The organism is Candidatus Electrothrix sp., assembly GCF_052785085.1.
Genome location: NZ_JALAAI010000011.1, coordinates 25,343 through 49,651, shown reverse-complemented (window position 1 = coordinate 49,651; position 24,309 = coordinate 25,343). Strand labels below are relative to the sequence as shown.

At 46.2% G+C, this 24,309-nt stretch carries 25 protein-coding genes and 2 pseudogenes; 16 read left to right on the top strand and 11 right to left on the bottom strand.

Annotated features, from left to right (window positions below; all coding sequences use genetic code 11):
• Nucleotides 1–222 (top strand): annotated as a pseudogene (locus L2082_RS03540) (IS66 family transposase); the annotation flags it as partial.
• Between the two features lie 24 nt (nucleotides 223–246).
• On the opposite strand, the gene L2082_RS03535 reads toward L2082_RS03540, so the two are convergent.
• Both L2082_RS03535 and L2082_RS03530 read right to left on the bottom strand, forming a co-directional pair.
• The gene (locus tag L2082_RS03535; RefSeq protein WP_446009650.1) at nucleotides 247–669 is read right to left on the bottom strand and encodes a c-type heme family protein; all 423 of its coding nucleotides are present in this window, start codon (nucleotides 667–669) and stop codon (nucleotides 247–249) included.
• An 807-nt stretch (nucleotides 670–1,476) separates the two neighbouring features.
• Nucleotides 1,477–2,091 (bottom strand): class I SAM-dependent methyltransferase, encoded by a 615-nt coding sequence (locus L2082_RS03530; RefSeq protein ID WP_446009649.1) that lies wholly within the window; start codon nucleotides 2,089–2,091, stop codon nucleotides 1,477–1,479.
• Nucleotides 2,092–2,656: 565 nt separating this feature from the next.
• On the opposite strand from L2082_RS03530, the gene L2082_RS03525 reads away from it, so the two are divergent.
• Entirely contained in the window at nucleotides 2,657–3,175 is a 519-nt protein-coding gene (locus L2082_RS03525) for a shikimate kinase (protein WP_446009648.1), read from the top strand.
• On the top strand, nucleotides 3,175–3,777 hold the full coding sequence (locus L2082_RS03520; protein ID WP_446009647.1) for a UbiX family flavin prenyltransferase: 603 nt from the start codon (nucleotides 3,175–3,177) through the stop codon (nucleotides 3,775–3,777). Before L2082_RS03525 ends, L2082_RS03520 begins: the two co-directional genes overlap by 1 nt.
• A 140-nt stretch (nucleotides 3,778–3,917) precedes the next feature.
• On the opposite strand, the gene L2082_RS03515 is transcribed toward L2082_RS03520, so the two are convergent.
• The gene (locus tag L2082_RS03515) at nucleotides 3,918–4,631 is read right to left on the bottom strand and encodes a Bax inhibitor-1/YccA family protein (protein ID WP_446009646.1); all 714 of its coding nucleotides are present in this window, start codon (nucleotides 4,629–4,631) and stop codon (nucleotides 3,918–3,920) included.
• A 136-nt stretch (nucleotides 4,632–4,767) separates the two neighbouring features.
• On the opposite strand from L2082_RS03515, the gene L2082_RS03510 reads away from it, so the two are divergent.
• The gene (locus L2082_RS03510; RefSeq protein WP_446009645.1) at nucleotides 4,768–5,526 is read left to right on the top strand and encodes an ATP-binding protein; all 759 of its coding nucleotides are present in this window, start codon (nucleotides 4,768–4,770) and stop codon (nucleotides 5,524–5,526) included.
• Nucleotides 5,527–5,531: 5 nt separating this feature from the next.
• Here L2082_RS03510 and L2082_RS03505 read toward each other — a convergent pair whose 3' ends face one another.
• On the bottom strand, nucleotides 5,532–5,816 hold the full coding sequence (locus tag L2082_RS03505) for a hypothetical protein (RefSeq protein ID WP_446009644.1): 285 nt from the start codon (nucleotides 5,814–5,816) through the stop codon (nucleotides 5,532–5,534).
• Nucleotides 5,817–6,196: 380 nt separating this feature from the next.
• Complete coding sequence (locus L2082_RS03500; RefSeq protein WP_446009643.1) at nucleotides 6,197–6,985, bottom strand: type III pantothenate kinase; 789 nt, start codon at nucleotides 6,983–6,985, stop codon at nucleotides 6,197–6,199.
• A 316-nt stretch (nucleotides 6,986–7,301) separates the two neighbouring features.
• Here L2082_RS03500 and trmFO point away from each other — a divergent pair, with 316 nt between their 5' ends.
• Nucleotides 7,302–8,618: a methylenetetrahydrofolate--tRNA-(uracil(54)-C(5))-methyltransferase (FADH(2)-oxidizing) TrmFO gene (gene trmFO, locus L2082_RS03495; RefSeq protein WP_446009642.1), complete on the top strand. Its 1,317-nt coding sequence runs from the start codon at nucleotides 7,302–7,304 to the stop codon at nucleotides 8,616–8,618.
• A gap of 61 nt (nucleotides 8,619–8,679) precedes the next feature.
• On the opposite strand, the gene L2082_RS03490 is transcribed toward trmFO, so the two are convergent.
• Together L2082_RS03490 and L2082_RS03485 are read right to left on the bottom strand one after the other, a co-directional pair.
• Nucleotides 8,680–9,168, bottom strand: coding sequence for a universal stress protein (locus tag L2082_RS03490; RefSeq protein WP_446009641.1), 489 nt, complete (start codon nucleotides 9,166–9,168; stop codon nucleotides 8,680–8,682).
• Nucleotides 9,169–9,460: 292 nt separating this feature from the next.
• Nucleotides 9,461–10,543: a peptidylprolyl isomerase gene (locus L2082_RS03485; protein ID WP_446011451.1), complete on the bottom strand. Its 1,083-nt coding sequence runs from the start codon at nucleotides 10,541–10,543 to the stop codon at nucleotides 9,461–9,463.
• A gap of 277 nt (nucleotides 10,544–10,820) precedes the next feature.
• On the opposite strand from L2082_RS03485, the gene L2082_RS03480 reads away from it, so the two are divergent.
• Nucleotides 10,821–12,167, top strand: a complete 1,347-nt coding sequence (locus L2082_RS03480; protein WP_446008574.1) for a 3-deoxy-D-manno-octulosonic acid transferase — start codon at nucleotides 10,821–10,823, stop codon at nucleotides 12,165–12,167.
• A gap of 11 nt (nucleotides 12,168–12,178) precedes the next feature.
• Here the strand turns inward: L2082_RS03480 and L2082_RS03475 are convergent, their stop codons facing one another.
• Nucleotides 12,179–12,436: a BrnA antitoxin family protein gene (locus tag L2082_RS03475; RefSeq protein WP_446008575.1), complete on the bottom strand. Its 258-nt coding sequence runs from the start codon at nucleotides 12,434–12,436 to the stop codon at nucleotides 12,179–12,181.
• Between the two features lie 366 nt (nucleotides 12,437–12,802).
• Here L2082_RS03475 and L2082_RS03470 point away from each other — a divergent pair, with 366 nt between their 5' ends.
• From L2082_RS03470 to carB, 6 genes and pseudogenes are all read left to right on the top strand, one after another.
• Nucleotides 12,803–13,441, top strand: coding sequence for an IS1096 element passenger TnpR family protein (locus tag L2082_RS03470; RefSeq protein WP_446008576.1), 639 nt, complete (start codon nucleotides 12,803–12,805; stop codon nucleotides 13,439–13,441).
• Nucleotides 13,442–14,313: 872 nt separating this feature from the next.
• Nucleotides 14,314–14,451 (top strand): annotated as a pseudogene (locus tag L2082_RS03465) (excalibur calcium-binding domain-containing protein); the annotation flags it as partial.
• 177 nt (nucleotides 14,452–14,628) lie between these two features.
• Nucleotides 14,629–14,907 carry an addiction module protein gene (locus L2082_RS03460; RefSeq protein WP_446008577.1) on the top strand — a complete coding sequence of 93 codons (279 nt, stop codon included), beginning with the start codon at nucleotides 14,629–14,631 and terminating at the stop codon, nucleotides 14,905–14,907.
• 157 nt (nucleotides 14,908–15,064) lie between these two features.
• Entirely contained in the window at nucleotides 15,065–15,664 is a 600-nt protein-coding gene (locus L2082_RS03455) for a flavodoxin family protein (RefSeq protein ID WP_446011450.1), read from the top strand.
• A 276-nt stretch (nucleotides 15,665–15,940) separates the two neighbouring features.
• Entirely contained in the window at nucleotides 15,941–17,050 is a 1,110-nt protein-coding gene (carA, locus tag L2082_RS03450) for a glutamine-hydrolyzing carbamoyl-phosphate synthase small subunit (RefSeq protein ID WP_446008579.1), read from the top strand.
• A 159-nt stretch (nucleotides 17,051–17,209) separates the two neighbouring features.
• Entirely contained in the window at nucleotides 17,210–20,431 is a 3,222-nt protein-coding gene (gene carB, locus L2082_RS03445) for a carbamoyl-phosphate synthase large subunit (RefSeq protein WP_446008580.1), read from the top strand.
• A gap of 81 nt (nucleotides 20,432–20,512) precedes the next feature.
• Here carB and L2082_RS03440 read toward each other — a convergent pair whose 3' ends face one another.
• The gene (locus L2082_RS03440) at nucleotides 20,513–21,889 is read right to left on the bottom strand and encodes a B12-binding domain-containing radical SAM protein (RefSeq protein WP_446008581.1); all 1,377 of its coding nucleotides are present in this window, start codon (nucleotides 21,887–21,889) and stop codon (nucleotides 20,513–20,515) included.
• Between the two features lie 763 nt (nucleotides 21,890–22,652).
• On the opposite strand from L2082_RS03440, the gene L2082_RS03435 reads away from it, so the two are divergent.
• Genes L2082_RS03435 through L2082_RS03425 form a run of 3 tightly spaced genes read left to right on the top strand, consistent with a single transcriptional unit; the run spans nucleotide 22,653 to nucleotide 23,501 of the window.
• Complete coding sequence (locus L2082_RS03435) at nucleotides 22,653–22,883, top strand: hypothetical protein (RefSeq protein WP_446008582.1); 231 nt, start codon at nucleotides 22,653–22,655, stop codon at nucleotides 22,881–22,883.
• Nucleotides 22,822–23,223, top strand: a complete 402-nt coding sequence (locus L2082_RS03430) for a Uma2 family endonuclease (protein ID WP_446008583.1) — start codon at nucleotides 22,822–22,824, stop codon at nucleotides 23,221–23,223. The genes L2082_RS03435 and L2082_RS03430 overlap by 62 nt, the downstream gene beginning before the upstream one ends.
• Complete coding sequence (locus L2082_RS03425) at nucleotides 23,169–23,501, top strand: Uma2 family endonuclease (RefSeq protein ID WP_446011449.1); 333 nt, start codon at nucleotides 23,169–23,171, stop codon at nucleotides 23,499–23,501. Before L2082_RS03430 ends, L2082_RS03425 begins: the two co-directional genes overlap by 55 nt.
• Here L2082_RS03425 and L2082_RS03420 read toward each other — a convergent pair.
• Nucleotides 23,387–23,638: a toxin-antitoxin system HicB family antitoxin gene (locus tag L2082_RS03420; protein WP_446008584.1), complete on the bottom strand. Its 252-nt coding sequence runs from the start codon at nucleotides 23,636–23,638 to the stop codon at nucleotides 23,387–23,389. The two genes, L2082_RS03425 and L2082_RS03420, sit on opposite strands and share 115 nt — an antisense overlap.
• Nucleotides 23,635–24,033 carry a putative toxin-antitoxin system toxin component, PIN family gene (locus L2082_RS03415; protein ID WP_446008585.1) on the bottom strand — a complete coding sequence of 133 codons (399 nt, stop codon included), beginning with the start codon at nucleotides 24,031–24,033 and terminating at the stop codon, nucleotides 23,635–23,637. The genes L2082_RS03420 and L2082_RS03415 overlap by 4 nt, the downstream gene beginning before the upstream one ends.
• Nucleotides 24,034–24,149: 116 nt before the next feature.
• Between L2082_RS03415 and L2082_RS03410 the strand changes: the two genes are divergently transcribed.
• Complete coding sequence (locus tag L2082_RS03410) at nucleotides 24,150–24,308, top strand: hypothetical protein (RefSeq protein ID WP_446008586.1); 159 nt, start codon at nucleotides 24,150–24,152, stop codon at nucleotides 24,306–24,308.
• Nucleotide 24,309 lies beyond the last annotated feature (1 nt).

Genomic DNA, 24,309 nt, shown 5'->3' with positions numbered 1-24,309 from the left:
CTGACCAATAATGAGGCGGAGCAAGCACTACGTCATTGGGTTATTGCGCGCAAATTAAGCCACGGTACCCGTAATGGCCAAGGCAGTCATGTGTTCGCCATACTTGCGAGCGTGATTGATACGTGTAAGAAGCGCAACGCCTGTCCGTGGAAATATCTCGCTGAGGTTATCACGGCTCGGCGCCAGGGGCTGGATGTGCCTCCTCTGCCTCTTGCTGCGTAAAAAAAATGAGAGGGGTCTGAACGGTTACGTCTCTTCTGTTTCCAGCGGCTTCATAAAACGAAGAAATGATTTCTCATTAACTTGAGCATAGTTGATATATTCTTTTTCCCCTTGTTCAAAAGAATGAAGAGCCTCTTTTTCCCAGAGTGCAGGCTTATTTTCAGGCCGTTTGGGGTCAAGGCTTGTAATACGTCCCTGTACAGAAATGCTATCTTTTCCAAGCTCGTAAACTTGCCTGGAGATATATGCCGGGTTCATTAAAGTATATTTTTTTCCAGCTATTGTTACATCACGATTTTCAATATCAAGGTAAGGATTGGGCTGGTTATACTTAGAGACCGGAACATAGACACCACCATGCGATACAGCCCATGCCCGATATAACATATCTTTTTCCAAGAACATAAGAGCATGCGTCTCAGCCAGTTGCTGTGTTGTTTTTTTCATATTCTGTTGATTCCAGATCAACAGTAGAAGTAATAATAATGTCCACACAACAAGGGACAAAATCAAGAATTTGACAAGTAAAAAACTGGTAGTTATTTTTGTCTGCATAATTATAAGAAGGCAGTAGTAGTTATTTTGAATCGTTAAGGAACGGGAATTAAATAACTGTCGCTTTTCGAGGCAGCAATGCCTGTTATCACATCAGTCTCTGGGAGACAAATAAGGCAATTATTGAAGAATTATTCCTAAGAATAAAACGTTCCTTTTGCAGCTATATCTGCATCAATTATGCCTGTGTCTTTCGAATAATACTGTTCAAAAAGTTGTATATTTTGGAATAAAAATTACAATGACTTATTGTAATAGAAATAGATATCTTTATCAGTAATAATAAATATTATACTTATTTAAAGGAAATATTTTGTTAAAGACAAGAAAAATGAATACTTTTTACACTTTCTGACCGAGGCAGGTACAATATATTCTGTAAAAAGTTAACAGTTCGAGATGACAAGATATACAGGTATTGTTGATTGGTTATGCAATCTGACAAAACTGTAATGTTGGAAAAAAATACTCATATCGCTATGGCAAAACTTCTTTGGATTGCGTAGTGATGGGGATAGGAAGACAAGACAAAAAAGGGGGGTAAAAAAAAACACTTTCTGCTGGCTGTATGCAGGCTTGCTTGCGGGCTACAGTATTTACGTCATCTGAAAGGGAGCCATGAGTATAACCTGCTGATTTTTGAGCAATCATTGTCAGGATCAGATGACGTTTATGTCATTCCTTCACAAATTCGCCAACCTAATTTGGTCGAGCCACAATCATCCGGTATTCCCCTTTGCAACACTTTCCTGGTGTTGCTTTGTCGTGTAAAACTGAAAGATTATGATTTTCAAGTAAAGTAAAGAATTCATTCTCATATGTTGCTTTTCCAAAATCAACGGTGGTGAGATACCTTAATTTGGGTTTGGCAATGTCTAATAACCAGGATTTTTCCTTAAACATGGTTTGAGAAAATACTATTTCGCCGTTAGGATGAAGGCAGTCCTTTACTTTATCTAAAATCAAGGGCTGATCATTGAACAGCATAAAGCTCATGCTAAAAAGAACAAAATCATAAGATTTATTATTGGGTGGGGAAAACTGTTCAATAGGCTCATGGTAAATGCTTAAATGATCTTGAAGATCATACTTTTTGATGAGGCGCTTACAATTCTTTAAATAAGCTTTATTGATATCTATTCCTGTTATGTTTAGTTGCTTAGATTTAATTACAGGATGAAATGTTTTTAGCATCTTGCCATTGCCGATTCCAATATCTAAAATACTTGAATCGTGAGGGAAATATTCTAAACAATATTCATAGCCATGATTGGTGAAATCCTTGATGATGTAGTTATACAGTAGGTTTCTCATTTTCTGATGTAATCCTTTGTCGTGTTATCAAGTAACACCACTAAATTATTTTTTATGCGTAAGTTGCTTTCTAAATAGCTTATTAAGTTCTTCATGTAGCGTTCTTGCAGTTTCTACCAGAAACGTCAAGTTGTGCAACGAAAGGAAATTCTTGGCCTCGCCAAAGTATGACTCCTTCTTCAGCGATTAGAGAAGTAATATTGCGTTCGCAGTCCTCAAGGTATTGCTTGCTATATACCTTGATCTCAATGAAGGAGTCCTGTTCGGTTTTTTTGCCATTCTTTCAGCCCAGGCGGGATTTACAAACAAGTTGTTTGTACAGGTTTTTTTAAGACGACATCCAGTATGCAATATTTGATGAGTTTTTCTTAATCAAGAACGTCATTATGACATTATGAACTTTTTAGAGCAACCCGAATTTTTATTTCAAGCAGGACGTGACTGGCCCAAATGGGCAAGAAAAAAAATCAGCATTCATTGCAGACCAGGCGAATACTCCGTATAATCACCTCGCAAACTGTATTGAAAGAAACGCCTGACAGCACCTGTGATCCTTAACGAAATCATGACAAAAGCACCTGCAAATATTATTTTGATCGGCATGCCCGGCTCTGGCAAGAGTACTGTTGGATCCCTCCTTGCCAGCAAGATATCCCGCAACTTTCTGGATACAGACCAGGTTATTCAGGAATCACAAGGGCGGGCATTGCAGGATATTGTAAATACAGAGGGACAGGCTGTGCTCCGGGTTCTTGAAGAACACGTCTTGCTGAACCTTACTGTACAAAATTATGTCATTGCCACAGGAGGAAGCGCTGTTTACAGTGAGCAAGGCATGGTGCATCTCAAAGCCAGTGGTCTTGTTCTTTTTCTTGATGCAGATAAAATCACCTTGGAGTCGAGAATCCATAATTTCAGTTCACGAGGTCTTATCAAGCAACCAGGTCAGACCTTTGCGCAATTATTTGACGAACGTCTTCCGTTATACAGGAAATATGCAGATATCATCATTAACAGCACAGGGCAGACGCAAGAAGGAGTTTGTGTCGATATTATTGCCGAACTGGAGAAAAATAATATATAATGAACGAGAAAAAACGACCACGCTGCATCATTCTTGCCATAACAGGGGCCACGGGTATGTTGTATGTCAGAGCCTTACTTGACCTGTTGGCAGATCAGGATGTGGCTGTGGATGCGATTATTTCTGATTCCGGTAGAAAAGTCCTTCGGTTAGAGCAGGATATGGGACCTGAAGATCTGCCTGGTATCAAGCGTTGGTTTGCAGCAGGTAATTTTACCGCCCCTCCGGCCTCGGGATCAGCCCCTTATGATGCCATGATTATCCTGCCCTGTACGGTCGGAACTCTGGGAGCCATTGCCAGTGGTTTTTCTGGAAATCTGATCCACCGGGCAGCGGATGTCTGCCTGAAAGAGCGGCGGCCCTTGCTTCTTGCTGTCCGGGAGACGCCATTAAATCGCACCCATCTCAACAATATGCTGACTCTGCATGATGCCGGAGCAACCATTTGTCCACCCATGCCCTCTTTTTATTTGCATCCTCAGAACCTTCAGGAAATGGCTCGTCAGTTTGCCAGTCGGGTCTGTGATCAGATCGGGATTCATCTTGAGGGGATGCCTCGTTGGCAGGGTGTTATTTCCAGCTCGTCCCTTGGGGAGAGATAAACAACACAGCATGCAAAAAACAATGAAAACAGAGGGAAAGGGGCAGGATAAACAAAGTACAAAGATAAGGCCGGAACAACAAGTGTTCCGGCCTTTTGTTAATATAATAGTTAAACCAGCCTGTCTGAGATTCCTTAATCTTAGTCGCGTCCTCCACCAAAAAAGCTGAGTAACATAATAAAAAGATTTATAAAATCAAGGTAGAGCGCCAAAGCTCCGGTAATCGCACCCTTCTGAACCACATCGTCACCCTGCTGCATAATACCCTGCTCACCTATATTTTTGATCCTCTGAACATCATAAGCGGTCAAACCAACAAATACCAGCACACCAACAGCGGATATTGCCAGGTGCAGAGTTGAACTCCCTAAAAACATATTAACCACTGAGGCAAGGATAAGCCCGACCAGCCCCATAAACATAAAGGATCCTACCCCTGACAAATCCTTCTTGGTGACCAATCCATAAACTGCCATAGCCCCGAACATGCCAGCAGTAATCATAAAGGTAGCTGCGATTGATGTGCCCGTATAGCTAAGAAAAATCATAGAAAAAGTGAGCCCATTCAAAGCGGCATACACCACAAACAACGCCGTTGCCGTATTGGCCCGAATTTTCTCAATACGGGCAGAAAGGTAAACAACGAGACCAATCTCAGCAAGAAAAAGTAACCAATATACTCCTGAACTCGCCATGATGTATGCTAGATTAGTATTGGCAGTAAACCAGGCCACAACACCTGTCAAAGCCAACCCTCCCGCCATCCAGTTAAAGACCTTGGCCAGGAATATTGTTGAAGCCTCCTGCTGCGCCCTGACATTCACTGCGGTATTGCTCGCATACTTTGTTTCCATATTGTATAGTCTCCTGATAAAATTTAAAGGATTTACCACGTTGTGCCGCACACTCGACTGTCGGCTATACTATAATTATCTCTGATTAATGTAACCACTCTGTTGAAACAAGGCAAGGAATTCAGGAGAAAAGACTATGAAAATCGCGATCAGTGGCAAGGGCGGGGTCGGTAAGACAACCATCATGGCGTTATTGGCTGGAGAACTGAAAAGACAGGGGCGTAGGGTGCTGGTTATAGACGCTGATCCCAGTCCGCATATGGCAGAGACCTTGGGGGTTAAAAATGCACAAGAGGTGAAGCCCATTGCAGAAATGAACACCCTGCTGACAGAACGGGCCGGGAAAACCCAGGGATCTCCTTTTTACAACCTCAATCCAGAAGTAAATGATCTGCTACAAGATTTTATGCTGGAACAGGATGGCATCCGCCTGATGATTCTTGGTGCCGTGCAAACAGCCGAAGGAGGCTGTGCTTGTCCGGAAAATCATGTGCTTCGTAAAATGTTAAAAAAGATGCTTCTGAGTGCTGATGAAACCGTTCTGTTAGACATGGAAGCCGGGGTAGAACATCTGGGGCGGGGGACAGTGGCTGGGGCAGATTGTCTTCTGATTGTGACCATTCCATCCAGATCTGGTATTCGTACGGCCCTGAAGATTAAAAAAATGGCCGATGATGTGGGGATACCTCGGGTTTGTTTTGTCGGTAATCTGGTACAGGGGCAGGAGGATGAAAAATTTCTTGAACAGGAATTGGGAGAACAACCTCTTGTTTGTTTTCCAGACTCACAGGCTGTGCGCCGTGCTGAGCGGGCTGAGCAGGCAATACTTACGATCAAAGAAGGCTTACAGGAGGTTCCTGGGCAATTGGTAGAAAAGCTTTTCGTTACAGAATAACGGGTTCATATTGAGCAAAGAAACTGCCCTACATCAGAGTTATCTTTGTACTCGCTGCTCATTGCCTGGCCCACAAGAAAACTTTGAATATAGAGAAAGATGCAAAGAAAACGTGGGCTGGTATGAGTTCTGTTCAGAAATATATGTTCATCACCAGTTAAAAGAAACCAGCAGGCAACGAGAAGGAAAACAACTGATAACGAACCTAGGGTAACAAAGAAAAGTGTTTCAAATCCATTGATTGTTCCCTGTTTTTTTTTTCTGCTTAACTGATCTTTTTTTACAACCATATCAATTCCTCCTTTTTTGGTTCTTTTGTACATCAATTGATCATGGGTACGTTTTGATGTTCTGATTTGTGCGGTCAGGATAAGGGGTGTTACTGCTTGATTGTTTTTAATCAGCCAACCTTGTTATTATTACCTTCCTCCTTAAAGATTGAATACTGCAATCTTGTGTTATTTTTTATACCCATTAAGTCAAGAGTAAAAATTTTTAAATATTTAGCACTATTAATAATAATTATCTTTAAGGGTATTGTAACAGATGATTTGCAGATGTCAAGATTGATTCTCTGACAACGAAAAAACAGCGGATTGGGTTATGAGGTGTAAAAAAAGATGGAGATCCTGGTGCTTACATCAGAATAAGGGGTAATATTGAAGCGTGTTCAGCTTTGATGCAACTCATGAATGAGGCGTAGGCCAGTCAGGGTCAGGAGTGGATCAATGTCTGTGATGGAGGAACAGTACGGTGCAATCAGCTCTGCCATACCACCAGTGGCAATGATATTGACTTCCTCATTTTTTTGTTGCATTTCTTTGTATAAGAGATCAGTCATACGGTCAATCATGCCGCCAAAGCCGTACAGCATTCCTGAGCTGATTGCATCAACAGTATTGGTACCTATTACTGAAACAGGATTCTTTCCCAGGTCAATACGTGGTAATTTTGCTGTTTTGCCAGCAAGGGCATCAAGGGAAATTCCGATACCTGGATGAATCGTGCCGCCCAAGTACTCTCCTTTTTTGCTGACACAATCAAAGGTTATAGCTGTTCCAAAGTCAATAACTATCAGAGCAGTTTTAAAAGAATCCCAAGCTGCAACAGCATTGACAATTCTGTCTGCGCCAACTTCTGTCGGGCTTTCTGTACGGATGATAATGCCAGTATCTATCTGGTGGGAAACAGCCAAAGGAGGGGCGAGGCAGCCGGTAAGATATTTTTCCCCAAAATTGAGCCAGCTGGTTTCCAAGGTCGGAACAACCGAGCAGACAATAAAGGCGGTGATATCTCCTTGTTTGATACCATCCATCTGAAAGAGGGAGTGATAGCGGAGAGCCAGTTCATCAGCAGTGTTATGCCGGTCTGATTTTAACCGCCATTGATGGATCAGGTTTTGATCAGTAAATACACCGCTGACAGTATGTGAGTTACCCACATCAACAGTAAGGAGCATAGGTTAACGTTAACCAAGGGAAGAATTTTGTCTTTTGGTTGAGGTGTTCCTGATCTTTCCAAGAGTGAGTAAGAACAGGAGGGACACCTCTACGAATCTGAATATGATATGAGGACTTCATTATCAAAAAAAAAATCATCTGTCAAATCTCTTGTTCTCTCGCCATATTCTCCTTGTCATTATCTTGCTCAATTTGTTAGATATTCGGTCCCGAACCAAGGATTCAACTACGCTGGATTCTAACTATGAAATCGTGTACTTTGAAGAATTCCTGTAGTTTTTGTGATATCCCTTTACTGAGAAAATATATTCAAATATGAAAAAAATACAAATAATCGGCGGTGGTCTGGCTGGCTGTGAAGCTGCCTGGCAGGCTGCACAACGCAGTTGCACAGTTGAACTCTATGAAATGAAACCAACCCGGTTCAGCCCGGCCCATGAGTCAAAGTTATTGGGCGAACTGGTCTGCTCCAACTCGTTTCGTTCCAATGCCCCGGATTCAGCAGTAGGGTTGCTCAAGGAAGAAATGCGACGGCTGGGTTCATTGATTATGCGGGCAGCAGAGGCTACAGCTGTGCCAGCAGGGTCAGCCCTGGCTGTGGATCGACAGGAATTTGCCGCCTTTATTTCACAGGCAGTGGAAGAGCATCCAGGAATCACTGTTATTCGAGAGGAGGTGACCAGCCTGCCTGAAGTATCCGCAACAGGTTTTCCGGTTATTCTGGCCACAGGTCCATTGACCTCGGAGACCATGACTGCTGCCTTGGTTGAATTAACCGGGGAGCAGCATCTGGCTTTTTATGATGCCATTGCTCCGATTGTGGCAGCAGATTCCCTGGATATGGATATCATCTATCAAAAATCCCGCTGGGATGATGAAGGGCCTGGGGATTATCTCAATTGCCCCATGACAGAGGAGCAGTACCAGCATTTTATTGATGAGCTGGGAGCCGCAAAGACGGTGCCGCTGAAGTCTTTTGAAAAAACCAAGTATTTTGAGGGCTGTCTTCCCATTGAGGTGATGTGTGAACGGGGCAAGGAAACCCTGCGTTTTGGTCCCATGAAGCCAGTAGGGCTGGCTCATCCCAAGACCGGAGCCAAGGCCCATGCTGTTGTTCAGCTACGGGCAGAAAACCGGGGCAAGACCATGTATAACCTGGTGGGATTTCAAACCAAGCTTACCTATCCTGAGCAGAAGCGGGTCTTTCGGACTATCCCAGGCCTGGAAAAGGCTGAATTTGTGCGCTTGGGTTCCATTCATCGTAATACCTTTATCTGCGCCCCAGAGCTGCTGGATACCTCCTTGCAGATGAAAAAACGCCCCGGTCTGTTTCTGGCTGGTCAGCTCTCAGGGGTAGAAGGGTATGTGGAATCCACCGCAATGGGTTTGCTGGCAGGTATTAATGCGGCCTGTCTTTTATCAGAGAGGTCAATAATTCCACCGCCCCCGGCCACTGCTCTGGGAGCCTTAATCCATCATCTCACGGAAACAGAACCCAAGCATTTTCAGCCCTCCAACGTGAACTTTGGCCTTTTTCCTCCTTTGCAGAAAAAAATGCGTAAGCGGGATCGGGGGCAATTCCGGGCAAATCAGGCATTGGAGCTTTTGCAGGAATGGCAGCAGAGGATGTAGAGTTCAGCGGAATAAGGGCAGTTTGCAAACCGCCCTTGCTTTTTCCACGGAAAATTCGGTGTTACGGCTTTTTCGCTTCTTCACAGATTTTACGATAAGGATTGATGGTCATGACCGGGCAGCAGGCGTTTTTCACCACCTTATCAGCAACGCTCCCAAACATGATCCGCTCAAGGCCCTTATAGCCGTGGGTGCCCATCACGATCAGATTACAGTCAATCTCTCTGGCATAGTTCAGGATTTCTTCACTCACGTCACCGGTCAGCACCTTGCTGTGGACAGTAGCAACGCCAGCTTCATAGAAGTCCTTTTTCTTTTCCGCGATAAATTCATCCATCCGTTGTTGAGCAGATTTCAGGAGTTCCTCTTCCAGATTAGGCAGGTTGACTGGTGGGACAAAGAACCCGGAGTAATCTTCGAAATTTTGGACAACAAAGACCAAGTGCAGTTCTGCATTAAATTTTCCAGCGGTGTAACCAGCTGACTTTGCTATCATGTCGGCGTTGTCGGAAAAGTCAACCGGTGTGATAATAGTTTGGATTTCCTGCATGGTGTTCTCCTTTGTGCTGAATAACCCTGGGGTACAGCCCAAGGTTTTTAATATGAAGAGATGTATTATGATGTATTCAAACAGGCTGCAACTAAGCTGCACCTCTTGCGGTCTTCAGCGCAGCTTACTGCATATAAATCGGTTTTAGGGAGTCAGCAAAATATATTTTGCCCCTTTATGCTGGGCTTCGTAGGGGCGAACCTCTGTGTTCGCCCTGGTATACCGGCAGACACGCAGGTCTTGCCCCTACAGCTCTCGACGGAAAACGAGATATTTATTTCTGCTGCATCCCTTAGAAATCAACAAGTTCCACGTCAAAGACCAGCCAGGCATCAGGAGGAATAACCCCGCCTGCTCCTCGCGAACCATAGGCCAGTTCCGGTGGGATAATCAGGGTGCGCTTTTCACCTTTGCGCATATTAGAAAGAGCCTGGTCCCAGCCCTTGATTACTCGTCCCTCTCCCACAGGAAATTGAAGAGGTTCGCCACGATCATGAGAGCTGTCAAATTTTTTGTTGTTGGAAAGGAGACGGCCTGTGTAATGGACACTGATGGTCGTTCCCTGAACTGGTTTGTCGCCAGTACCTTCCTGATTCACAACCCAGTAAAGACCAGAATTACTGAAATGGACATCTGGCCATTTCTGTTTGATCATTTTTATGGTTGCTTCTTTCTCGTTTTCAGCAACGTTTTTCTGGCCCTGTTTTAACTTTTCCTGCATCAACTCAAAGGCTTCCTGATCGGTTTTAAAATTTTCTGCTGCCTCGCCAACCCGGATGATCTCCACGCTTTTTATTTCATCGTTTTGGGCAATGCTGTCAACAACATCCTGGCCTTCAATCACATGACCAAAAATGGTGTGTTTGCCGTTCAGGTGCGGGGTCGGAACATGGGTGATAAAGAATTGTGAACCATTGGTTCCCAGGCCAGCATTAGCCATAGCCAGAATACCAGGGCTGGTAAAACGTAGTTCAGGATCAAACTCATCAGCAAAGGTGTAACCAGGGCCACCGGTACCGGTTCCCAGGGGACAACCGCCCTGAATCATGAAGTCCTTAATGACTCTGTGGAATTTTAAGCCGTCATAGAAGCGAATTCCTGTGGGTTTTTCTGCACCACCATAGGTCAGGGTACCTTCAGCCAGTCCAACAAAGTTGATAACGGTCAGCGGAGCTTTATCATAATACAGGGAGAGCAGGATGTCTCCCTTGGGTGTGTGTATCTTTGCGTATAATCCGTCGTGCATTTTTTCTTCCTTATGTTCTTGAGGAGTTACCTCTTGTTCGGTGGTTGCTGAAACAGGCTGTTGTATAAAAATACACAATGCCGACAAGATAATGGGAATAATGAAACGTTTTGCAAGCAGGTTGCGCATAAATGCCTCCAACAGCAGATAATGTCTTTTTGCCTTGTTTAAGTTTTCAGAGCAGGATTCTGTACCTTAACAGAAAAACTGTATAGGTTGCTAACAAAACATGAGCCCAGTTGTCAAGAAAAACCAGAGTATTTCTTTTTTATTGTTGCACTTTCTTCACTATTGACGAAGAGAGATAATCCTGTTTATAATGATAAATCTTTCGGAAAGGTGGCAATGAATTGATTGCCCTTTGAAAAAGTGAGCTTTTTTCGGACCGAAAAGATAAGGACACTGTGTGCTGTACAACTTCTATCGCATAACCGGAGCAATATTTTATCCCCTGCTCGTTGCGGTGTCTCCGCTTTTTGATCAATGTAAACCAAATTGGTATGTGAGCCAGCGGCTTGGGCGGTATCAGTACCGATATCGAACAGCACCAGGAGGACTCCACGCGCAGTTGATCTGGATACATGCTGCTTCTGTTGGCGAGGTTCAAGCGGCTCAGGCACTTATTGCTTTTTTGCTTGATGCCTTGCCTGAGACTGGAATTTTTTTAACGACCATGACACGGCAGGGAAGGGCAGTGGCCTGCTCTCTGTTGCCCTCCCAAATTCGTTGCGAGTTGGTTCCCTTGGATATGCCCCAGGCAGTGGCCAGGGTTCTTCAAGATGTGCAACCGGATCTCTATATTTGCCTGGAAACAGAACTCTGGCCTGTGATGTTGACAACCTTGCACAAAGCCGGTGTGCCCATGCTCCTCCTCAATGGTCGGATCTCCGAGCGTTCCTTTCGTCAATACCAGCGTATTAAAGAGACGATTTCCTCTCTTTTGAACGGTTTTTCTCGTCTTGCTGTGATTACGGAGCAGGACCGTGAACGTTTTCAGCATCTTGGTGTTCCTGCTGATCGGATTCGGGTCTGTGGTAACCTGAAATACGGCCTGATGCAGTCTGCCACAGGACATGATGCTTCAGGAAGCAAATCCGCAGAACAAACAAAACAAGAGTACAGCCAATTGCTCGGGATTCAGTCTGATGACGTTGTATTTCTCTGCGGTTCCACCCGTACAGGAGAAGAGAAACTCCTTCTGCCTGTTTACCTTCAACTGCAAAAAAAATACGCTGACAAAATTCTGTGGATTCTTGCTCCCCGCCATTTGGAACGGTTGCCGGGAATTATGGCCTTCCTGGAACAGGCCGGATTGGGTTATGAACTGTTTTCGCAATGCTCTCAGTCCGTTGCAATGGCTGGCAAAACACGCCAGGAAAATATTATCCTGCTGGATAGTATAGGGGAGCTTGCCCGTTTGTATGCTGTTGGGGATTATATCTTTTGCGGGGGGAGTCTGGTTGACAAAGGGGGACATAATATAATGGAGCCTATTGCCCAACGAAAGCCGGTCTTTTTCGGTCCCTTTATGCAGGATTTTCAGGATGCCGTGGATTTGGTTCTTGCTGCTGGAGCTGGGGTGCAGGTTGCCTCGCCTGATGAGTTGTCAGAACGTCTGCTGGAGTATCCTGTGGATGCGCCTGCCTATGAGCATGCCTGCCTGGCGGCGGATCAGTTGGCGCAGACCCAACAGGGTGCGGTGATTCGGCAGGCGGAGATGGTGTTGCAGGTGTTGGATGCAAAACGAGTGTGAGGAATATTTTGTCAATGCAAAGTAATTCGTTCCAGTTCTTCACGCACAACCTTTCGCAGGGTTCCTTCGCTGATAGGATCTTGGTTTTTCTTCAGATATTCACGGAGTGCTTTGTTGATCATTGTTTGATAACCAGACCCGGAAGCGTCTGCCTGTTCACGAAAATCCTCAAGAACATCATTATCAAGGTAAATAGTGATGCGTGTTTTTCCAGGCTGTTGAATGACCGGGCCACGTTTAGCCGCAGAAAAGTCATATTCCTTTTTCATAGCGTTTTTTCTCTGCTGGGGTTGCCGGACGAGCTGAAAATTCACAGTAAAAGTGTACATATAATGTATGCATAGGTCAAGCGGAGTAATGAAGACCTGGATATTCGATATAAGGTCTGTGTGAAATTATCAATAGCCAATAATAGGCAACTAAGCGATTTTTAAACAGGTACAAAGGTGCTGGCCTACGTCAAAAAACGCTTAAAAACCAATATATTGCAGAGCGAATATAATTGATATAAGCTACGTTCTACATTTTGTGTACACCTGTCAAGCTAACCGCAAAATATAGTATGCTCGAAAGGTTGAATCCTTATATCGAATATCCAGATGAAGACAGATTGTTTTGAAAAAATAGGATAATTTATGAAATTAAAAAGAAACGATAAATGTCCGTGTGGTAGTGGAAAGAAATATAAAAAGTGTTGCTATCTTGATGAGGAAAAGAATGCCGAAATCCTCCGGTTAACCTCACAAACCAACAACTTCGATAAACTGGCTGAACTGCTTTCCCGACCGATGCAGATATACAGGCTGAAAGTTATCCTCAAAAGAATGGGATTTGAGGAGATAGGGGAAGAGGTCTCAAGAACCTTTGAGATAGGAGGTCGTTACAATTTATATGATCTGCATCTGGAAATCCAGCGTGCTTTTGCCTGGGATAATGACCATATGTTTTCATTCTACTTTGGTGGCGAGTTGTTTGACCGACCTAATGAATATTCCGGCAGTCCGCTTGGCGAGCATTTTGCGTCCAGAATAGGCCCATCTTCCAAGTCGGCTGCTAAAACCCAACTTCGTGATTTAGGACTAAAGAAAGAGCAAGGTTTCCTCTATTTGTTTGATTACGGGGATGAGTTGGTTCATGAAATTTTGGTGGAAGGAATCCGTGATAAAGAAGAGGATGAGAAAGGAGTTCCGGTTGTTGTCAAGAAAGTCGGGGAACCTCCTGCGCAATATGATGACAGTGAATATGAGGATTGGGAGGAAGATGATGAGTATTGAGCTGTTGACGACTCATAAAAGAAAAGCAAAGGCTCTTGAGAAAGAAAAAGCAACTTTGGAAAAAAAGCTGGAGTTGCTGATTAATACCAATATTCAAAATAATTAATTTTTTCATGAACCTTTTCATTACAAAACAAAGAACACGCTGTTTCCTGGTGGGATTTATCATAGGTTTTCTTTTCCATGTCCCAATATCCCAAGCCACAGAGTTTTATCTGTCCGTTGCTGGCAATAACGGGAAAGAGCATTGTGAGTCGCTGGAGATAAGAGGAAAGACGGCTGCATGCATCAATGAAAAAAAGGTTACTGGTTACGAGCTTGGCTTGATACGAGAGGTTGAGATTATTGACCAAGGAAAGATTACGCTTATTGGTCAACTCACCCCGGATTCAATTAAAATGATTAATTCGTCGAGCCAAAATGCTCGGGAATATGCAGAAACTGTCGAGAAGATAGAACACAGCAAAATCGGCTATCTTGTTCATAAGCTCAAACATATTAAATCGTTTGCTGATCTTCAAAGGCTCGGTGAAAAACAGTATCAAAAATACGGCCTGAATGGCGCATTGCATCTCTTTCTTCCCCTTTTGGGAGTGCTTTTTATTCTTGTTGGTTCACTTTGGTTTATTATCGTGGCCTTCCGCGTGCATATTCTCTGGGGGCTTGGCTGTCTCCTGATTCCCTTTGTGTCCTTATTTTTTCTTTTTTTCCACTGGCGAGCCGCAGCAAAGCCTTTTCTTTTGTCCGTTTTCGGGATTATTCTCGCCCTGTCAGGAATCTATCTTTTTGATACTCAACCGGTTCATGCGGTAAAGGAGAGAGCTACTGTTACTTCACCAATAAAGAAGAGCCAGAGAAAAGTAACGAGTAGGTTTCGTTGTCAGGGGAAAATATATTGTTCAGAGATGACCTCCTGTGCTGAAGCGAAATTTTACCTGAAGAACTGTCCCGGCGTTAAAATAGACGGTGATAATGACGGCGTTCCCTGCGAGCGTCAGTGGTGTAAATAGAATTCCTCTATATCCCTGAAAAATTGAAACCTCTTAAATTGCATTTCGGTGACAAGATTGAAATCTTTGTTACAAATAAAAGAGAAGCGATCATCAGTTCGGTTTCACGCAAGGTGAACGAAGTCTTTTGCAAACTGCGCAGGCCGGGTCAAAAACCAGTAACGCTTGAGGAGATGGATGAAGCTGTTAGGGCAAGTATGTAAGTATAGATTTTCTAAATTCAATGCGGAGGAAAAGATGGTGAAAGCGAATGAATTATTGTCTATTGCGGAATCATTGCCGATAGAATTGAAAATTCAAATGATTGAGAAACTTATCGGCAGTCTTAATCCTTCACAGGATAAGTTTGATAGATTATGGGCAGATGAAGCTGAAAAAAGAGTCTCTGATTTGAAAAACGGGATGGTGAAATCAATACCCGGAGAAGAAGTATTCAGAGAAATCAAAATGACATAAGGGCATAAGATTCCCTCTGCCAATGTATATTTAAATGTACGGCTACTAGCTTAAGTCGGGAAAAGAGTCCGGGTTCTGAGGTTTCTGAATTCGGCAAAAGCCCCATGATAGCCAGATGGTGGTCCAATGTACTAATCACGAATATGAGAAAGAAGCAATGAAAATTATAGGTGTAGCAGCAAGTCCGAGACAGAATAAATCCACCCGCTTCCTTTTGGAACAATGCCTTGACGCTGTTAAAAACTCAACAGAGGCCGCTGAAAAGGGTATTGAGGTTGAATTAATTGATCTTGCTCCGCTTGAAGTTAATGGCTGCATTGCCTGTGATGCCTGTAAAAAGGGTGTCCTGTGCAGTCAAAAAGATGGCTTCCAGTCTATCATTCCCAAACTTGCAGACCCGGAATTGGTTGGAATTATAATGGCGACCCCGGTTTATATGGGCTGCATGACCAGCCGGGCCAAGGCATTTATTGATCGAACCGTCATCTTTCGCCGTAATGGGTTTATGCTGAAGAATAAACTGGGCGGTGTTATTGCGGTGGGTGGTTCCCGAAACGGTGGGCAGGAGCTGACCGTGCAGGCCGTGCATGCGGCCATGATGATTCATGATATGATCATTGTTGGTGACGGCGATCATTTTGGAGGAGCAGCCTGGGCTAATCATCCAGACGGCTATGAGGCAGATGCAACAGGTATTGCCACAGCCAGGAATCTGGGGATACGTATGGGGGAGGTCGCTGCAACGTTGCGTGGATAGCTTTCTGTTATCTTCATTGCAAAGCGATACAGGGAGTGGTAAAAAGCATCGCAACGCAAACGCCGCAGGCGAAATCCATAGTCTATCTCTACAGAATTTTTTTCTATAAAAGTGCTGGATAATTTACTTGAGTCGCCCATCCTTTTCATTGTTTGATGCCCCGCCCCAGAGGGGCGGGATGAGATTTTATATGAAAGTACAGGTGGACTTTTTTTGGTTGTCTGACGCATTTTTATGTTTTGTTTTCTCGGCCTGTGGGCCGAGATGGGAGTTTATATGAAAGCATTCATCGCGCTTGAAGATGGCACCGTGCTTACAGGCCGCTCTTTTACCGGAGCCGGGGAAGCAGTGGGTGAAATAGTCTTTAATACCAGCATGAGCGGTTACCAGGAGGTCTTGACCGATCCCTCTTATACAGGCCAGCTGGTCACCATGACCTATCCCCTGATCGGTAATTACGGGGTCAATGAGGAGGATATGGAATCCTCGTCAGTCCATCCCCGCGCCTTTCTGGTGCGTGAGTATCAGGATGTTCCCAGTAATTTCAGAGCAACAGGAACGCTGGCTGAATTTTTGCAAAAATATGGCGTATTGGGTGTTGATGGCTTTGATACCCGAATGCTGACCCGGATTATCCGTAAGCATGGTGCTATGAAGGCGATTATCTCCACCGAGAATCTGAATGAGGCATCCTTAGTGCAACGGGCAAAAGAATGGTCTGGCCTGGTGGGTCGGGACATGGTCGCCCAGGTCACAACCGGAACAGCCTATAACTGGATCAATAATGCTCCGGCCGAAGGCGCCGATTTTTCCCCAGAGGCAGATGATAAATTTAAGGTGGTTGCCTATGATTTTGGTGTGAAATACAACCAGCTTCGTATTCTTAAAGAAAAGGGCTGCGCTGTCCATGTGGTTCCTGCCACCACCTCTGCTGAGGATGTGCTGGCCCTGAACCCGGACGGTGTTTTTCTTTCCAACGGCCCTGGCGACCCTGCCGGGGTAGATGGGGTTGTGGAAAACGTGCGCAAGCTTTTGGGCAAGAAGCCTGTCTTTGGCATCTGTCTTGGCCATCAGATTCTGGGACTGGCCTACGGGGCTTCCACCTATAAGCTTAAATTCGGTCACCGGGGCGGCAACCAGCCGGTCAAGGATTTGCAGACCGGCAAGGTGGAGATCACCTCGCAGAATCACGGATTCTGCGTTGATCAAGAAAATTTACCAGATCAGGTCGAGATAACCCATATTAATCTTAATGATGGCAGCCTGGAGGGAATGCGCCACACCGGGTTTCCGGCCTTTTCTGTGCAATATCATCCAGAGCACGCACCTGGTCCCCATGATGCTGTTTATCTTTTTGACCGTTTTATTGAGCTGATGGCCCAGTGACAGATGTTGTAGGGGCGAACCTGTGTGTTCGCCCTCTCATACCGGGCAGACACGTAGGTCTGCCCCTACGCTATCTGAAAAAACGATAATCATACCGGGTAGACACGCAGGTCTGCCCCTATATGAAATTTACATTAAATATTTCACATATCCTCTGTCATGCCAAAACGCACAGATATACATAAGATTCTCATTATCGGGTCCGGCCCGATCATTATCAGCCAGGCCTGTGAATTCGACTACTCCGGTGCCCAGGCCGTCAAGGCCCTCAAGGAAGAGGGCTATGAGGTGGTGCTGATCAACTCCAACCCGGCCACTATTATGACCGATCCAGGTTTGGCTGATCGTACCTATATTGAACCCATTACTCCGGAATACCTGATCAAGGTTATTGAGCGGGAGCGTCCTGATGCCATTCTGCCCACTCTGGGCGGACAGACCGCCCTGAACACCGCCATTAAGGTGGCTGAGACCGGGATTCTGGAAAAGTATAATGTCGAGATGCTGGCTGCAAATATCGATGTTATCCGCAAGGCCGAAGGTCGGGAAGAATTCCGTGATGCCATGGAAAAAATCGGCCTCAATGTGCCGAAATCTTTTATTGTCCATACCATTGAAGATGCTATGGATGCCGGTGACAAGATCGGTTTTCCCGTGATTGTTCGTCCCAGCTTCACCTTGGGCGGAACCGGCGGCGGGGTGGCCTATAACCGTCAGGAACTGCGGGAGATGTGTACAGCTGGCCTGGATCTTTCCATGACCACTGAGATCATGCTGGAGCGCAGCCTGCTGGGTTGGAAAGAATACGAGTTGGAGGTGGTACGGGACCGCAAGGATAACGTGGTTATTATCTGCTCCATCGAAAATATCGACGCCATGGGCGTACACACCGGTGATTCCATCACCGTGGCCCCGCAGCAGACCCTGTCTGATGTGGAGTACCAGGAGTTGCGGGACGCCTCCATTGCCATTATCCGGGAAATCGGGGTGGAGACTGGCGGTTCCAATGTTCAGTTTGCGGTCAACCCGGCAGACGGCGAAATCATGGTTATTGAGATGAATCCTCGGGTTTCCCGTTCTTCTGCCCTGGCTTCCAAGGCCACCGGCTTCCCCATTGCCAAGATTGCAGCCAAGCTGGCTGTGGGCTATACCCTGGATGAGTTAAAGAACGATATCACTCAGGAAACTTATGCCGCTTTTGAGCCCAGCATTGATTACTGTGTGGTCAAGATTCCCCGGTGGACCTTTGAGAAATTCCCTGAAGCCGATGATACCCTGACCACGGCCATGAAGTCGGTGGGCGAGACTATGTCCATGGGGCGCACCTTTAAAGAGGCCTTTCAGAAGGCCATGCGTTCTCTGGAAATCGGACGGATGGGCTTTGGCTTTGATGGCAAGGATGGGATGGAGGATCTGCATCAGGATGATCTGGAAAAGGCCCTTAAAGAACCCAGCTCCAAGCGTTTCTTTTTTCTCTTTGAGGCCATGCGACGGGGCATGTCCATTGAACGGATGCATGAGTTGAGCATGATTGACCCCTGGTATCTGCGCAACATGCAGCAGATCGTTGACATGGGCAAGAATATTGAGCAGCGGGGCTTTACCGGGCTTGATGCTGATTTCCTTTGCACGGTTAAACAACATGGTTTTTCTGATGTCCAATTGGGGTATCTCACTGGTACCTCAGAGGATGATATCCGTCAACTCCGTAAGGAAAAGGATGTCCTGCCGGTGTATAAGCTGGTGGACACCTGTGCTGCTGAGTTTGAATCCTACACGCCTTATTATTATTCCTGCTATGATCAGGAGAATGAATCCCTGCCTTCGGAGAATAAAAAAATCATCATCCTGGGTGGTGGGCCCAACCGAATCGGCCAAGGCATTGAGTTTGATTATTGCTGTGTCCATGCCTCCTTTGCCTTGGCAGAGATCGGGGTGGAATCCATCATGGTGAATTCCAACCCGGAAACCGTGTCCACGGATTATGATACATCAGATCGCCTCTATTTTGAACCGCTGACCCGTGAGGATGTACTCAATATCATTGAGCTGGAAAAGCCAGATGGTGTGATTGTTCAGTTTGGTGGTCAGACCCCACTCAATCTTGCTGTGGCCCTGGATAAGGCTGGGGTGAACATTATCGGGACCCCGCCCGATGCCATTGACCGGGCAGAGGACAGGAAGCGTTTTCAGCAGCTCTTGCAAAAGCTGGGGCTGAAGCAGCCGGAAAACGGCACAGTGAATAATCTGGAAGAAGCCCTGAAAGAGGTAGAGCGAATCGGCTATCCGGTTGTTATGCGTCCTTCCTATGTGCTGGGTGGTCGGGATATGCAGATCGTCTATAATGAGCAGGGCCTGCGGGAGTTCATGGCCCGGCCCACCATTATGGGCAGCGAGCATCCGGTTCTGCTGGATCGCTTTCTGAAAGATGCGGTTGAGGTGGATGTGGATGCGGTCTCTGACGGGACAATGACTGTGATTGGCGGGATCATGGAGCATATTGAAGAGGCTGGTATTCACTCTGGTGACTCGGCCTGTGTGCTGCCGCCCCATACTTTGTCTGAGAACATGATCAATGAGATCATGCGGGCCACCAAGGCCATGGCTGGTGAACTGGGCGTGATCGGCTTGATGAATGTGCAGTATGCAGTCAAGGGTGAGGAACTCTGTATTCTGGAGGTCAACCCACGGGCCTCACGGACCGTGCCCTTTGTGTCCAAGGCCACTGGTGTGCCTTTGGCTAAAATGGCAACCAAGGTGATGATGGGTATGACCCTGGAGGAACTGGGCTTTACTAAAGAGGTTGCCATTGATCATTGGGCGGTCAAAGAAGCGGTCTTTCCTTTTGATCGTTTTGAGAATGTGGATACCTTGCTTGGGCCGGAGATGAAATCCACTGGTGAGGTCATGGGGATAGATGGGGATCTGGGGCTGGCCCTGGCCAAGTCGCAGCAGGCAGCCAATCAGCAGGTGCCTCAAACCGGAACCGTGTTTATCTCTGTTCGTCGTGGTGATAAGAAGCCCTTGGTACCAGTGATCACGTCTCTGCTGGAACGCGGCTTTACAATTCTGGCTACTGATGGCACTGCTGAGAAGTTTACAGAATATGGTCTGGAATGTGAGCAGATCAATAAGATTTCTCAGGGACGGCCTCATATCCTGGACAAGATCAAGGACGGGCAGGTGCAGTGGATCATCAATACCTCATCCGGCAGCAGAACCACAGAGGATTCCTACCGGATCCGCCGGGCTGCTCTGGATTATCATGTTCCCTATACCACCACTGTGAGCGGGGCAGTGTCTATGGCCCAGGCTATTATTGCCTCTGCTGAGCAGGAGGTGGGGGTGAAGACGGTACAGGAGTTTTCCAGTCTAATCTAATGCCCACCAGCAAATATTCCGTTGTTATGTCGAAGTGTTGTGATTTTTGTAGGGGCACGACGTGCCGTGTCCCTACGGTATTCAGCCAGACCGCCACATCGCAGCCAGATAACGCAGGGTCAGGTGAATCCCTCCAATGCTGAGGCGAAGCAGAGTTTTTATTCCAAAGCGTTGGATCAGGTAGAAGGCATTATTCATGAAAAAGTTGACCTGAAGATTGGTCAGCAGTACCTCAGCATAATAGGCCCGCAAACTCATCTTGCTGGGCCGGATAGCAATATTACCAAAACTCCATTGCTCATAATCTGTTGGCTCAAAGAGGAGTCGATCCTGGAATTGCTGAAAAGCAGGCAGGCCAGGAAAGGGGGTCAGTGGTGAGAGCGAGGATATTTCCGGGCGCAGCTGGCGGATCGAACGGCGAAAGGCCTTGAAATCCTCATGATCCCAATTGGGGTGCAAAATAAAAGAGGCCCAGGCATCTATTCCCCATTGCCGGAGTAAGTGGCTGACCTTGAGATTATCTTCCACAGAAGCCTTTTTCTGATAACTTGCCAGCTCATCAGGATCAAAGGACTCATAGCCCACCAGCACTGCCTTGAGCCCGTGTCGGGCAAAACGGCGTACCCTTTCCTCATTATTCAGGATGCTCTGCACAGACCCGTAGCAGAGAAAGTTTTTGCGGATTCCTTCCTGGTCAAGGAAGTCACAGAGCTGTTCCAGCCGTTCTCCACTACAGAGGAAGTCATTATCAATGATCATGATGCTGGGTTCGTCGATGGTGCGAATCTGCGTAAAGATGACCTCCATGTCCTGGTGGGCCTCTTTGCCGCCCTCAAGTCGCCACCGCAGACAAAAAGAACAGCATTGGCTACATCCCTGGGAGGTTTGGAGTAAGGCACAGGGTTTATAGCCAAAATAGCTGTATTGGTCCCTGTATTGTTGGCAGGAACTGCGATCCGGCACCAGGTACTCGTTTTTTTGCCGGCGGATTTTCTTCGGGATTCCCTGTTGTACTGAGATTACGCCAGGAATATCAGGATCAGGTATGGCCTTGATGGGGGTTGCTAAGGCATGAAAGAGGCTATGCAGTCCCTCTGCTGTGGTTTGGTGCATCACATAATCGATAACCGGATCAGCAAAGGCCTGGGGCACGAGCTGGGCCTGGGTGCCGCCCACCACCACAGGAATGTTTTGATCAATGGTCTTGACAAGCCGGGCCAAGGCCAGCACATTCTCCACATCTATACAGAGCGCGGTGATCCCCACCGCTTCCGGTTGCATTTCCAGTAGATACTGCCCGATATTCACCTGTTCCGCCATCATATCCAGGATAGTGACCTGATGTTTTTCCTGGAGCACAGCAGAGACCGCCTCAAGCCCCAAAGGCTCGCAGAACATGAATTCGCCAATGGTGATGGCCTTGGGTGGACGGGGAGGGCGGATAAGGAGGATACGCATGGTGTTGGAGTAACCGGTGTGTCTCAATTTGAGTAAGGAGGCTGTCTCAAACCGAGCATAACGCTTTGCTCGGTGCGAGTATAGTGCTTTGCTCAATACGAGTATAACGCTATGCTCAATGTAAGTATAGTGCTTTGCTCAATTCGAGTAAAATACTTGTCTGTTGCGGAGGCGAGTAATCATCTGTCCTGTCGTTGCGCGGTTCGGGGTAAAGCTGCGGTGCCCTGCCTGATCGCTTCAAATAATCATTGATATGCTTGCTCGCTTTTTATAAGCTGAGTTTAAGCTCAGACAAAATCAGCATACGAGACAGAATGAAAGTTTATAGTGACTCAACACAAGAGAAGCGTGCATCCGAGAGAGTTCGGCTGGCCGGATATACTGTCAGTTTTATTGATGTTCATTGCAGTTCTTCGGTAACCGTCACGGATGTCTCCAATGAAGGGTTGCACATGATAAGAGTTCCGAGGAAACTGGCTTACAAAGAGACGCCGACAAGGATTACAGTTTCAGGAAATCTTCTTTCGGGAAACTGTTGCCTGACAATTATGCCGTGCTGGAGAAAGAAGGGGGTTGTTTATTGGGATGTCGGGTTTTATATCAACAGCCCGCCTGAATTCTGGAGAAAATTTGTCAGACTTATAAAGATACGGAACAGGTAGGAGTTACTTCATAACGAAACAGCTTCTCCGTCGCTGAATACAGTAATACCCCTCCATTCCGGCCGGGCGCGCCGGGATAACACAACACGATAGACGGGATAATGCATCTTCCCGTCTATCTCTTTTTTTCTGGAACCTGCCGTGATGATTATCCCTGTTTACAAACTGCCATACACGGTGGTAACCTGTCTGGCAGTTGTTATGATAAGGAGCGCGACAAGGAGCGAACCGCAGCATCCATCAAGCGAATAAAAAAGGGAAGAAAAAGCCATGCCATTGCCTCAGCAAGAACCGCAACAGCAGATCAGCGAACAGGAATACCTGGACGGTGAACTCCTCAGCGAAGTGAAGCACGAGTTCATTGACGGTGCTGTTTACGCAATGGCAGGGGCCAGTGCTGATCATGGCAGAATAGCAGGCAACCTTTTTGCCGCCTTCCTCCGCCATCTTCAGGAGCGGAAGTCACCATGTGAGCCTTTCCTGGCTGATATGAAAGTGAAGACCGGCAACAAGTTCTTTTACCCGGATGTGCTTATCTCCTGTGAACGAGAAGAGAATGACTCTTACCGCAATGCTCCTGTGAACGAGAAGAGAATGACTCTTACCGCAATGCCCCTGTGCTCATTATCGAGGTGGTCTCGCAATCAACCCGTAAAAAAGACAACACCATAAAACGACAGTCCTACCAGACTCTTCCCAGCCTGGAAGAATTCGTTCTGATTGAGCAGGATTTTGTCGATATTGAGGTCTGTCGGAGGAGCAAGCACTGGTGGCCTGAGCATTATTATCTCGGCGATGCAGTGCATTTTGATATCACGGTCAACAGACAGATGCTCTACTGCTTCTCCGGCGTGATTTCATCTCCCGGTAGTGGTGTCCGCTCAGGAACCTTGTCCAGTATGCTCCTGAATGCTGCTCTGTCCGCCTTCTTCGCCCGTTGTTTCAGATAATCTTCTGTTGTGATGGCGGAAATTTTTTCAGACACGGCAGAAGAGATGAACTGATTGATCGACACACCTTCACTGGAAGCTATTTGTTTGATGTGGCGATGAATAGAGTTGGGAAGTCGTAAACTGAGTGTGCTCATTGTATTGCCTCCAATATTTTTCCAGGGCGCAGGGCCGTTATGCCGAATTTATCAACCCCTTTAAAATCTTTCATATTATGGGTGACGATTATTTGTGTTTTTGACGCGACAGCCACCTCAAGGACATGATCATCCTTCGGATCTTTCAGGTATGGCCGCCACAAAAAATAGATTTTTTGAAATTCGCTGAGGGCACATATGTTGTCGAGGATTACGTTAACCTCATTGTCAGATATGCCCAATTCCTTTTGTTTTCGTTTCAGAACGTCTTCGTACTCAAAAAGCAATGTTGTTGATATAACCGGCGTTATTTCCCCGGCATCAATGCGTCGCAAAAGTTGATGCGATGCTCCTGATGAGGAATATAATCCTGAAAAAAGTACATTGGTGTCCATAATAATTCTTTTCATGTTTGCACGATACCATATGCGGTGTTAATCTGTCCAGCGATGGCGGTTAAGATAATGAGTGAAACCCGAAAAAATGTTAACAAACATTCAGAGGAGGTACAATGCACTATGCCCGGATAATCCTCACCCTAACCCTTGCCTTCCTTGTCCTGGCAGGCCCTTGGCCCGCCGCAGCCGAGGAAGAATTCGTCACCGCCCTGACCGGCAAGTTTCCCCCCCTTCAGCTATTACGACAACCAAGGGAACCTTGCCGGTTTTGAC